The sequence below is a fragment of the Flavobacteriales bacterium genome (genome assembly GCA_013214975.1).
Classification (GTDB): domain Bacteria; phylum Bacteroidota; class Bacteroidia; order DT-38; family DT-38; genus DT-38.
The window spans coordinates 1-11,350 of sequence record JABSPR010000169.1 but is presented as its reverse complement, the minus strand read 5'-3'; the positions used below and the strand labels follow the sequence as shown (position 1 = coordinate 11,350).

The window sequence follows — 11,350 nt, the reverse complement described above, 5'->3', positions numbered from 1 at the left end:
GTGCACTGAGCGATGGGAATGTAGATAGAAACGCTATTGTAATTAATTTAGGCGGAGGAGTAATTGGTGATATGGGAGGATTTGTTGCGTCCACATATAAGCGAGGAGTGGATTTTATCAATGTGCCCACAACGTTACTGTCTCAGGTAGATGCTTCTGTGGGAGGGAAATTGGGGATTGACTTTGATAGATTGAAGAATCAAATCGGAGTTTTTAGTAATCCACAAGGAGTTTTTGCAAGCACTGTTTTTTTGAAATCATTGCCATATGAGGAGTTGAGATCTGGTTATGCTGAAGTTATTAAACATGGATTGATCGCAGACGCTGATTATTGGGATTTTATTAAAAGAGAAGATCTGACTTCTATTGAAGATTGGGATGAAATTATTTTAAGATCAGTTCAGATAAAAAATAAAATTGTGCTTAAGGATCCTGAGGAGCGAAATGAAAGAAAATCATTAAATTTTGGCCATACAGTTGGGCATGCAATAGAAAGTACATTTCTTGGAATAAGAGGCAAACATTTGCTGCATGGTGAGGCAATAGCGATCGGTATGATATGTGAGGCTTTCTTATCTTGTAAAATGAGTAGTCTTTCTGAAGTGGAATTGAATGAAATCGTAGGTTATGTTTTAAGTATTTATGGTAAACCTTCAATTGATATAGAGGATCGAGAAGACTTTATTGGTTATTTGAAAAATGATAAGAAAAATCATTCCGGTGAATATCGATGCACTTTATTATCATCAATCGGTAAGTACATAGTGGGTGTGGTTGTTACAAACGATCATATCTTTGAAGCATTAGACTATTACTCGGGATTACAAAATAAAACCCTGAAAGAAAAAGAATGATTTATCGGATTTCAAAACCGGCAGATGGTGTAAATGGAGTTATTGAGCTTGCGTCCTCGAAAAGCGAGAGTAATCGGGTGCTCATTATTCAGGCGCTTTGCAAAGGAAATATAGAGATTGATAATCTTTCGACATCTGATGATACACAAACATTAAGTCGGTTATTATGTTGTGGCGATAATGAATTGAATGTTGGAGCTGCAGGAACTACAATGCGATTTCTAACGGCTTATTTGAGTATTGCACCGGGTTCAAAGATATTAACGGGGTCTGAAAGAATGCAAAAACGGCCAATCGGACTGTTAGTAGATGCGTTAAGGTCTTTGGGTGCAAAAATAGATTATTTAGGAGAACAAGGATATCCGCCATTGCAAATAGAAGGTAATCCTGGCTTGGGGAATAAAGTAGAGTTAGATGCTGGTGTAAGTAGTCAGTTTATTACGGCTCTTTTATTAATTGCGCCAAGTCTTCCTGGTGGGTTGAAAATAAATTTCAAAGGAGAAATCATTTCTCGGCCTTATATAAATATGACATTGAATATTATGAAGCATTTTGGTGCTTCTTGTTCATGGAAAGGGAATTCGGTACTTGTAAAGCATAAAGCATATAAAGCAAAGAAATATACAGTTGAAGCCGATTGGTCTGCAGCTTCTTATTGGTATGAGATGGTTTCGTTGGCTGAAACGGCAGATATTAAACTAAAAGGATTCAAGGAGAAAAGTCTGCAGGGCGACTCGATGGTGAGAGATATCTTTAGCGGACTAGGTGTAAATACTACATATTCCAAGGGGGCCATTCATTTACTTAAGACAAAAAGTCTTTTTATTAATTTAGGATTTGATTTTATTGACTGTCCAGATATTGCGCAGACTGTTGCGGCCGTGGTTGCATCTCTTGGAGTAAGAAGTAGGTTTGTGGGGCTGAAAAGTTTGATAATAAAAGAGACTGATCGCATAAAAGCCCTTAAGACCGAGTTAGGTAAATATGGAATCGAGGTGGTTGATCAGGAAGGTGGGATTATTGAAATAGAGCCTCAGGAAATGATTGCTGATAAAGATGCTGTAGTTAAAACTTACGAAGATCATCGAATAGCGATGTCTATGGCTCCGCTAGCATTAAGTCTTGATTATATTGATATAGAAGATCCTGGAGTGGTATCTAAATCGTATCCTGAATACTGGGATGATTTGAGGACAGTGGGTTTTGTAGTAGAGGAAAAATAGCCAAGCAAACCATAGAAGCTATGGAATGCATCGGCAATTATATTTTATAATAAAATAACGTAATCCTTTACGATTTTCGATTTCATATCCCATACGCCATTAAAACCACGTGGAATTACAAAACTATCTCCCGCCTTATGAGTGGTTACTGTTCCGTCTTCATCCGTAATTACAAGTTCTCCTTCTTTTATAAAGCAGTACTCTTCCATATCGTAATTAGTTAACTGTAGAATACCCGCAGTACATTCCCACGACCCAGCGATAAATTTGCCTGATTTGTCTGTGTATAGGTTGTTATCTGCTTCAGCTGGTTCTCCGCTTGTGGCATGCTGATTGTTGTCTTTTTCGATTTTTACATGACCAGAGAAAGTGGGTACTCGATCAAACGATGTGATTTTTTTTGTCATAATAAATTGTAAAATTTTTGATAAAGTAAATATGCTAATAATTAGCTAAACAAAGAAGCTAGGGTTCTTTTGTAATTAATTATAGTGAAAATAGAATGGTGCTAAAACGCATAAATTGCAGTATAATACCTTCTAGTAAGCGCTAATTCTGCGTTAATTGCAATATAAATGCAGTTAATGCATATTTATTGCAGGAGATTAATAATAAGTATTGTCACTATTGTTACTGATAATATGGCGAAGGCGAGTAGTCGCCTGATAATCTTTAGAACACTATTCATTAATTGTTTATGTAGAGTTTGTTGTAGTACCCCAATATGTAGTAATATCCTAATAGGAGTTTTGGTTATTGATAAAAATTACCAGTTATGGGTCGTTATTGCATTTAAATGCAAGATAAATGGCGTTTTGTGTGTGGTTATGTTTTAGAATGTAAGTTTTACAAGAAATTTGATATTTGATTTTTTATTTCCGCTTATGAGATTTAACCCAGATCCTATTTCATCTCTATCATGGTACTTAGTTTCGCTAAATTTTAGCCACGCACTTATCTTTCGATTGACTTTATACTTCATTAATATATAATGTCTACTCCCTGTGTAATAGTTGCTTGAAATGGAAAAGGAGTGAGGTAAGTCGTTTTCGTAGGTGTACATTCTAGAATTGTAATTATCGGTGTCGAAAAGCGAATAGCGTAGGGTAATTGAAAATGGATTTCCCATTTTCTTATAAACTAAGTCTTGATACATAATGAACCCGTTATCTTTTGAATTACTTAGGACAACTTGCTTGAATTCTACTCGGCTCTTAGAATGTATTGATTTGGTTATTTGTGAGTTTATCTGAAAGCGGAAGTTGTTTGTTGTAGTCTCCACAAGCATTTTAATTGGACTTTCTAATAACGAATTGTTAGTTAAATTTCTTTTCAAAATAAGTCTGAGTTGAATTAGAAGGTTGTTCTTGATCTTCTTATTTACTTGACAAGAAAGCTCATTTCCATAAGATGGTCCAGTCGTTTGGTATTTGAGCCACTCTGAATTAAAAATATCGACGTATCCATTTATCGAAGTTTTGTTTTTTAATCTCGTTTCAAATCCGATAAGAATTCCTGTTTCGTTATTGTTTTTTGAGTTTTCTCCTATCGCATTCGAGAAGTTGTTTTGATAGGCAACCCCGTAATTTCTGTAAAGAAGTATTATTGATGAGCTTTTGTTTAGGCTTACAATTGTTGATAAGAGTAACGCTTTCCCTTTATTAATACTTCTGGAGTATTCACCGAACAGAACAACATTTTTGAACGCGTAATCAAAATCTAATCCGGCAACATTATTTGATGAATCGTTTATCTCGAATTGATTATAGGGTTGGGTCTTTTTATTATAGGTTCCATAATGTAATGTGTTAACGAACGACGCTCCAAAATGTAACCGTTGGAATTCATAAGAAGCATAAGTTCCCAGTATTTCTTCCATTAATATTTTTCTTTTTTTTAGTTCTGATGGAGTTCTATGTAAACCGCCTTGTGCAAGGGAAGAGAATGTGATATTTTGAATACTGTCCTGTTCAATTATATTTGCGTCTGTTTTTTTTCGTGAGTAAAATGGTGTGATATAAAACTTCTTGTAGTTTAGTGTTAGTGCCGTTCCTCTTAAAAATCTGTTTTCATTAGTGCTTCTGTATGGAAGTATCTTTCTTCCGTTCTTTTTAATGTTTAGTATTCCTGCTGATTTACCAAGTGAAAAATCTGACCATAAATTTAAACCTTGGCCAATTTCAATTTTGAAATCACCGAGAATAAATTGATCTAGTATTCCTAAGTCATCGATGAAAAGATGTCCGGATAGAAAGTCGAATCCCGGTTTATTATTTTGGAAATTCATCTTTTCTCCTGCGTCTTTTTCTGTTGTAATGCCTGCAGTAAGGCTCTTTGTTCTGTATTGGTATTTGAAGTAATATCTGTATTGATCTCCGATAAAGTTATCTCCTTTGAATCCTTCTTTTTTTTGAAGAATCCGATCGGTACGAAAAAGAATTAATTGCTCCGGTTTTGTGAAAAATGACTGAGAGCTATGTTTGAATGCTACTTCGTTATTGTCGATGTAAACTGCTTGGGTTAGTTTGTCTATTGTCGATTTAGAGAATCCCGTTATTGTTTGCAATTCCGATAAATGAATCAGTTTACCGTTTCTTTTTATATGCTCAAAGAAGTTTGTAAGCTGCTTGGGTGAAAGAATTTTTAAATAGGATATTTCATTATATGTGGCGTGGTTTAAATTAATGGTTTTTTTTTTAATTGTATTATATTCTTTAAATAGAGTTGATTGAATTGCAGAATATTCTTCTGTAAGTATTTGAGAATTGATGTAGTCTGGCAAGGAATCATTTTGGCTCTTACTTGGTAAGATGTAAGCAAATAGGCAAACGCATATTAAAAAACTATAATTCATATAGAAGGGAAACACCAGGTGATGAACCAAGCGTTTGATGTCGAGTAAATGAAAGATCTGTTCGTATGTGATCTATGAGTATACCTAGTCCCATAGAAAGAAGTATTGGATTTGAAGATAGTCCTATGTCGATTCTAATCGACTTATTTGGCTCATAGCTTAATCCTGATTTTATATTTACAGTTGATGTAAATTCCTTTTCAATTTCAAAGTAGCTGATAGTTTTATATGCTGATTTGTAAGAGGCTCCTATCCTTAAAGCCGGTTTCGTGAATGAGTTTGTTCTACTCATATCTCTAATTTGGATTCCTATTTTAAGTTCTTCTGAAGCTTTTATTATTATTCCTAAGCCCACGGAAAGCTCTGTTGCATTATGATTATCCGATGAGAACTTGGTTGTGTAGTAGTTTAAGCGAATTCCTGAATCTAGATTCTTTAATAATTTCTTTGAAACAGATAGCGAGTAATAATTTCTTTTATAAATATTGTATCCAAACAAGGCATTATTAATTCCGATTGTCCCCAATTTAGTTGGAACGGCAATTGCCAAAAAATATTTGGAAAGCCCTGGAAGAAGAAAATTGTTATTTATTGAAATGCCCAATGAGGTGCTTTGAAGGTTAGTCAAGCCAGATTGGTTGCTTGCTATAGCCCAGAAGTCGGTGAGTGCCACGGAAGCATCTCCGATGCTAGTTGATCTTGAATTTTTCGATAAATTATAATCTTGTGCATGCAATGAGCAGCATGTGATAATGAGTTTGACGATAATAATGAGAGGCTTTTGTTTCAACGAGGAGAAGGGGAGAGTTAGCTTGAAGTTGAAATCATTTTGAATAGATGATAAGCTTTACCAATTAGGTCCCTGACTAGACAGGAGATGAGACGAGGTGAAATGAGAATTGTCATCAACAACCTAATTGGTAAATATTATCGATAGCGAATTAATAAGTTATTGGAATGCTAAAATTGGGTATTGAACTTCGGACTTTGCATGTGTATTATAAAATCGATAATTGTAAAGTGGAATTTATATAGTTAGTTAAAAATTAACGACTTGTATTTATTCTACTTAAAATAGAGTGTGAAATTGGATGTAAGATTACTCACCTGGATTGTGATTTAGTTAAGGCATCGTTAAATAATCATGATATTCAAACTACGTAAGAATACATAGGTTGAGCTTCGTTGGGTAAATCAAATTGAAATTAACAAAAACAGTACGTGTCGATTAGCTATTCTGCATGTACTGGAAAGCGAGAATGGTTTGTGTTCTATAAAGTCTTTATCGACTCCATAACTTTCAATTTTAAGTCTTCTTTATATTCTGTGATCTTGTTTGATACTTCTTCATTGGAACTGCCGATTATTTGAGCAGAAAGAATGCCTGCATTTTTGGCTCCATTTAAAGCAACGGTTGCTACAGGAACTCCACCAGGCATTTGTAAAATTGATAAAACAGAATCCCATCCATCTATAGAATTACTGGATTTAATAGGGACTCCTATTACAGGAAGTGGAGTAATCGAGGCTACCATTCCAGGTAAGTGAGCCGCACCTCCAGCTCCAGCGATAATAACTTTTAGTCCTTTTGATTTAGCTTTCTTGGCATAGTCGAACATTCTTTCCGGAGTTCGATGTGCTGAAACCACAGTTAATTCATATTCAATTCCAAACTGATATAATATATCGGCGGCTTCTTGCATGATATTTAAATCCGACTTGCTACCCATTATTATTCCTACTTGTGGATTTTTCATGCTTTAACTTTTAACGTTGATTTTACAAATAAAGCTTTTTTCTTGGTTTCTTCTAAGTCATTACCAATAATGGTAACGTGGCCCATTTTTCTAAAGGCCTTGGTCGATGTTTTTCCATATAGATGAATATTTACTCCTTCTATATCTAAAACTTCATCCAAGCCCTCATAAATAGCATCTCCCTCAAAACCTTCTTCCCCAAGAATGTTGATCATTACTGCTTTCGCGATATCTTTTGTTGATCCCAATGGCATGTTTAGAATGGAGCGCAAATGCTGTTCGTATTGAGAGGTGATATTTGCTTCTATAGAATGGTGACCACTATTATGTGGTCTTGGGGCAATTTCGTTAACCAGAATTTCTCCGTTTTTCAACACGAACATTTCGATGGCCAATAATCCAATCATATCAAGTTTCTCGATGATGTCTTTTGCAATACGAATCGCTTCGGTTTTAACGGTATCATTAATATCCGCAGGAGAATATAAGAATTCAACCAAGTTGGCTTCAGGATTAAATTCCATCTCAACAGGGTTATAATTCAAAACTTGACCATTTGGGTTTCGAGCAACAATCACGGCTATTTCTTTCTCGAAATCTACCATGTCTTCAAGAAGGCTTGGGGCGGCAAATCCTTTGGAAATGTCTTCTGTTGTTCGTAGAATGTTAACTCCTTTGCCATCATACCCGAATTTTCGAAGCTTCTGAACTTTAGGGAATGTGGAAGAATAAATAGATAAGTCGGTTCCGGCGTCTAAAAGTTTGAAATCGGAAGTTGGAATATTATTGTCTTTATAAAACTGTTTTTGCAATCCTTTGTCTTGAACTATTCGAAGAACTTTTGTTTGTGGGTACACGATTTTCCCCTCTCGCTCTAGCTTTTCTAAAGCATCTAAATTTACATTTTCTATTTCGATGGTAAGAACATCAACCGTCTGACCGAAGTTATATACATCGTTAAAATCCATTAAGCTTCCTGAGGTAAATTCATTACAAATATCTCCACATGGACAGCTTTTTGAACTGTCAAGAATAGAAACATGGATGTTGTAGTTGATTGCCTCTTGAATTAGCATTCGCCCCAACTGTCCACCGCCAAGAACACCTAATTTAAAGTTGTTGTAAAATGTATGAATCATGTTACAAAGATAATTATTTACCAAGTATAGCGTAACTTTGAGGCAAAGACTATGAAGGAGGTAATAGAGTTAGGAGACAAGCGATTTAAGAAGACAATTCCGAATGAAATAATAAAGGAATCAATTGCCAGAATTGCTCAGGATTTAAATTCTGATTTAAAGGGTAAAAACGTTCACTTTATTGCGGTATTGAATGGCGCCTTTATGTTTGCTAGTGAGCTGATGCAACAATTGAATCTTGAATGTACAATATCTTTTATACGATTAAAGTCGTATGATGGTACCCATTCAAACAAGTCGCCAAAAGAGATGCTGGGTTTAGATGTGGATATTAAAAATAAAGAAGTTGTGGTTTTGGAAGATATCGTAGATTCTGGAACTACCATAGAAAAGATTGTAACAGAATTAAATAAAGAACCTTCATGTAATGTTAAGGTTGCTAGCCTTTTCTTTAAACCAGAAGTATATAATAAAGAAATTAATATCGACTATATAGGTGTTGAGATTCCGGATGATTTTATTGTTGGTTTTGGCATGGATTACAGAGAATTAGGGCGAAATTTAAAAGATATTTATACCATTAAATTAAATTAATAATGCTGAATATAATACTATTTGGACCTCCAGGAGCTGGTAAAGGAACGCAGTCAATTAAGTTGATTGAAAAGTACGGCTTAGTACATCTTTCAACAGGTGATATTTTTAGAGCAAATATTAAAGGAGGAACAGAACTCGGTAATTTGGCGAAGAGTTACACCGATAAAGGACAGTTAGTTCCGGATGATGTTACGATTAAAATGCTGGAATCAGAAGTTAATAAACACGATAATCCCAAGGGATTTATTTTCGATGGTTTTCCTAGAACAACAGACCAGGCGGTTGCATTAGATGAATTTCTTTCTGGTAGAGATTCTCATATTTCGGGATTAGTTGGCTTGGTTGTTCCTGATGATGAATTAAGAGTAAGACTGAAAAAAAGAGCCGAGGATTCTGGAAGAAAGGATGATGCAGACCCGGAGGTAATCAATAACAGAATTACAATTTATAAAAGTGAAACAGAACCTGTGATTGGTCACTATGAGACGTTAAATAAATATTCGTCGGTTGATGGCGTGGGTGAAATTGAAGATATCTTTAATCTTCTTACCGAAGCAATTGATTCACTTTAGTCTTTGAGTTAACGAAAATGGCTGGTTCAAATTTTATAGATTACGTTAAAATCTGTTGTCGATCTGGTAAAGGCGGATCTGGTTCTGCACATCTAAGGAGAGATAAACTAACTGCGAAAGGTGGACCGGATGGTGGAGATGGAGGTCGAGGAGGTCACATTATTCTACGTGGTAACAAACAATTCTGGACATTAATTCACTTAAAGTACAGAAAACATGTTATCGGTACAGACGGTGTAAACGGTGCAAAAAGCAGATTAACTGGAGCTGAAGGAAGAGATGAAATCTTAGATGTACCCCTTGGTACAGTTATTCGAAACCCAGAAACAAAGGAAATTGAATTTGAGATAACGCAAGAAGGAGAAACATATATTGTTGCAAAAGGCGGAAGAGGGGGGAAAGGGAATTATAATTTTAAATCGCCAACAAATCAGACACCACGATATGCTCAGCCAGGTGAGGATGGAGTCGAAGAATGGAAAATTCTGGAGCTTAAATTACTAGCGGATGTTGGCTTGGTAGGAATGCCGAATGCAGGTAAGTCTACTTTACTTTCAGTGGTATCTGCCGCAAAACCAGAAATAGCTGACTATCCTTTTACAACTTTGGTTCCTAATCTAGGAATTGTTGCTTACCGGGATGAAAAGTCTTTTGTAATGGCCGATATACCTGGTATAATTGAGGGCGCAAGTGAAGGAAAAGGAATAGGAACAAGGTTTCTTAGACATATTGAGCGTAACGCCACTTTGCTTTTCATGATTCCAGCCGATTCACCGGATATAATAAAAGAGTATGATATCTTACTAAATGAGTTGAAATTGTATAACTCTGAACTTCTGGATAAGAATAGGATTTTGGCTATTACAAAATCAGATATGTTAGATGAAGAACTAATGGATGAGATGAAATTAGAGCTGCCAGATATTGAATATATTTTTATCTCATCTATTCAGCATCAAGGAATAACTGCTCTCAAAGATAAATTGTGGTCCAACTTGAGTCATGAGTAAATTGCTTTTTTAATGGAGCAAATAGTAAATTTCGATAAAGAACTATTCCTGTATTTAAACGGAATAAACAGTAATTCTTGGGATATTATCATGTATTGGATATCCTATAAGTGGACATGGATACCCTTATACGCTTATCTGATTTATTTTCTTGTTGTAAAAAGAATACCGCATATATGGATTTTATTGGGATGTATTGTTGGGCTTATTGCATCTAGTGATTTGATTTCCGTTCATCTTTTTAAAAATGTTTTTCAAAGGTATAGACCATGTCATAATGAAATAATAGGAGGGATGGTCCATTTGGTCGAGGATCATTGTGGAGGGCTTTATGGTTTTGTATCTTCTCATGCAAGTACATCATTTTCCATTGCTGTATTCATAGAAAAATTTCTTCCAAATAAAATTGCGAAGTATGCTATTCTTATTTGGGCTGGGATTGTTGCCTATTCAAGAGTTTATTTAGGCGTTCATTATCCACTTGATATTGTATGTGGAATAATATTAGGAATAGGAATTGCTAATCTCTGGCATAGGATATATTATTATTTTAGTACTCAATTATCTGAAGTATCGAAATGAATTTATTAGCGATTTTTATTGGAGGAGGCTTAGGAAGCCTATTACGTTTTGGGATTTCTAAGTATGTAATTAGCAATTACAGCACATCTTTGCCAATAGCTACTTTAGCCTCGAATATTCTTAGTTGCTTGGTGTTAGCAAGTATGTTGGCATTCTTTAGCGATAAATTAAGTACGTCTTTATGGCTTAGGTATTTAATTGTAATAGGATTTTGTGGCGGATTTAGTACGTTTTCGACATTTAGCTTAGAAACGTTTGAGCTATTGCGTTCGGGGAATACGGCTTATGCCATCGGGAACGTGTTTGTAAGCGTAATAGCGTGTGTATCTCTGATTTATGTAATATCTAAGACCTCTCTATTGACGAGCTGAAATGTTTTTCGAAAAGGGTATTCATGTTTTCTTCAGATACAGGTTTAGCAATACATTCTTTAACATTCGGATTTGACATCGCCTTATCTAAATCTGATTCTAATAGAGATGTAGTAACCATTAAGATTACAACCTTGGCCTTTTTATTTTTCTCGATTGATTGGTACTCTTCTAAAAATTGAAACCCATCCATCACAGGCATGTTAACATCCAACAATATAATGTCTGGTGCAGTCTTTTGTTCCTTTAAATAGGTTAGGCCTATTTCTCCATTACTTGCATACCCAATATGGCCAACCTGATCCATTTTTTTTAGTAGTCGAGACATAATGAACCTTGTTGTTTCATCGTCTTCGATTAATAAAATATTTTTCATAATGGGATATTGTGT

13 protein-coding genes are annotated in these 11,350 nt (G+C 35.1%); 7 read left to right on the top strand and 6 right to left on the bottom strand.

Annotated features, from left to right (window positions below; translation table 11 throughout):
* Both HRT72_06055 and aroA read left to right on the top strand, forming a co-directional pair.
* The coding region (locus HRT72_06055) for a 3-dehydroquinate synthase (protein ID NQY67270.1) at positions 1-854 on the top strand (854 nt) is incomplete at its 5' end.
* Positions 851-2,077 (top strand): 3-phosphoshikimate 1-carboxyvinyltransferase, encoded by a 1,227-nt coding sequence (gene aroA, locus HRT72_06050; GenBank protein ID NQY67269.1) that lies wholly within the window; start codon positions 851-853, stop codon positions 2,075-2,077. The genes HRT72_06055 and aroA, both read left to right, overlap by 4 nt.
* A gap of 44 nt (positions 2,078-2,121) precedes the next feature.
* Here the strand turns inward: aroA and HRT72_06045 are convergent, their stop codons facing one another.
* The 5 genes from HRT72_06045 to HRT72_06025 form a co-directional block, all read right to left on the bottom strand.
* Positions 2,122-2,484 carry a DUF861 domain-containing protein gene (locus HRT72_06045; protein ID NQY67268.1) on the bottom strand — a complete coding sequence of 121 codons (363 nt, stop codon included), beginning with the start codon at positions 2,482-2,484 and terminating at the stop codon, positions 2,122-2,124.
* A 425-nt stretch (positions 2,485-2,909) separates the two neighbouring features.
* Positions 2,910-4,859, bottom strand: a complete 1,950-nt coding sequence (locus HRT72_06040; GenBank protein ID NQY67267.1) for a helix-hairpin-helix domain-containing protein — start codon at positions 4,857-4,859, stop codon at positions 2,910-2,912.
* A 61-nt stretch (positions 4,860-4,920) separates the two neighbouring features.
* Positions 4,921-5,667, bottom strand: coding sequence for a hypothetical protein (locus HRT72_06035; protein NQY67266.1), 747 nt, complete (start codon positions 5,665-5,667; stop codon positions 4,921-4,923).
* 535 nt (positions 5,668-6,202) lie between these two features.
* Positions 6,203-6,688, bottom strand: coding sequence for a 5-(carboxyamino)imidazole ribonucleotide mutase (gene purE / locus HRT72_06030; protein NQY67265.1), 486 nt, complete (start codon positions 6,686-6,688; stop codon positions 6,203-6,205).
* Complete coding sequence (locus HRT72_06025; GenBank protein NQY67264.1) at positions 6,685-7,827, bottom strand: 5-(carboxyamino)imidazole ribonucleotide synthase; 1,143 nt, start codon at positions 7,825-7,827, stop codon at positions 6,685-6,687. The genes purE and HRT72_06025 overlap by 4 nt, the downstream gene beginning before the upstream one ends.
* Positions 7,828-7,878: 51 nt before the next feature.
* Between HRT72_06025 and hpt the strand changes: the two genes are divergently transcribed.
* Genes hpt through crcB form a run of 5 tightly spaced genes read left to right on the top strand, consistent with a single transcriptional unit; the run spans position 7,879 to position 10,959 of the window.
* Positions 7,879-8,421, top strand: coding sequence for a hypoxanthine phosphoribosyltransferase (gene hpt / locus HRT72_06020; GenBank protein NQY67263.1), 543 nt, complete (start codon positions 7,879-7,881; stop codon positions 8,419-8,421).
* Positions 8,422-8,423: 2 nt separating this feature from the next.
* Positions 8,424-8,996, top strand: a complete 573-nt coding sequence (locus HRT72_06015; protein NQY67262.1) for an adenylate kinase — start codon at positions 8,424-8,426, stop codon at positions 8,994-8,996.
* Positions 8,997-9,013: 17 nt separating this feature from the next.
* On the top strand, positions 9,014-10,006 hold the full coding sequence (gene obgE, locus HRT72_06010; GenBank protein NQY67261.1) for a GTPase ObgE: 993 nt from the start codon (positions 9,014-9,016) through the stop codon (positions 10,004-10,006).
* 12 nt (positions 10,007-10,018) lie between these two features.
* Complete coding sequence (locus tag HRT72_06005) at positions 10,019-10,588, top strand: phosphatase PAP2 family protein (GenBank protein ID NQY67260.1); 570 nt, start codon at positions 10,019-10,021, stop codon at positions 10,586-10,588.
* A complete protein-coding gene (crcB, locus tag HRT72_06000) occupies positions 10,585-10,959 on the top strand; it encodes a fluoride efflux transporter CrcB (protein NQY67259.1) in 375 nt (124 codons plus the stop codon). Before HRT72_06005 ends, crcB begins: the two co-directional genes overlap by 4 nt.
* Here the strand turns inward: crcB and HRT72_05995 are convergent.
* Positions 10,934-11,335, bottom strand: a complete 402-nt coding sequence (locus HRT72_05995) for a response regulator (protein ID NQY67258.1) — start codon at positions 11,333-11,335, stop codon at positions 10,934-10,936. The genes crcB and HRT72_05995 overlap by 26 nt on opposite strands.
* Between the last annotated feature and the right edge of the window lie 15 nt (positions 11,336-11,350).

Excerpts from the sequence above, each read along its gene's own strand:
- crcB (NQY67259.1), top strand. The coding sequence starts at position 10,585 with ATGAATTTATTAGCGATTTTTATTGGAGGAGGCTTAGGAAGCCTATTA.
- HRT72_05995 (NQY67258.1), bottom strand. The coding sequence starts at position 11,335 with ATGAAAAATATTTTATTAATCGAAGACGATGAAACAACAAGGTTCATT.
- purE (NQY67265.1), bottom strand. The coding sequence starts at position 6,688 with ATGAAAAATCCACAAGTAGGAATAATAATGGGTAGCAAGTCGGATTTA.
- obgE (NQY67261.1), top strand. The coding sequence starts at position 9,014 with ATGGCTGGTTCAAATTTTATAGATTACGTTAAAATCTGTTGTCGATCT.
- aroA (NQY67269.1), top strand. The coding sequence starts at position 851 with ATGATTTATCGGATTTCAAAACCGGCAGATGGTGTAAATGGAGTTATT.
- HRT72_06045 (NQY67268.1), bottom strand. The coding sequence starts at position 2,484 with ATGACAAAAAAAATCACATCGTTTGATCGAGTACCCACTTTCTCTGGT.
- hpt (NQY67263.1), top strand. The coding sequence starts at position 7,879 with ATGAAGGAGGTAATAGAGTTAGGAGACAAGCGATTTAAGAAGACAATT.
- HRT72_06025 (NQY67264.1), bottom strand. The coding sequence starts at position 7,827 with ATGATTCATACATTTTACAACAACTTTAAATTAGGTGTTCTTGGCGGT.
- HRT72_06015 (NQY67262.1), top strand. The coding sequence starts at position 8,424 with ATGCTGAATATAATACTATTTGGACCTCCAGGAGCTGGTAAAGGAACG.
- HRT72_06005 (NQY67260.1), top strand. The coding sequence starts at position 10,019 with ATGGAGCAAATAGTAAATTTCGATAAAGAACTATTCCTGTATTTAAAC.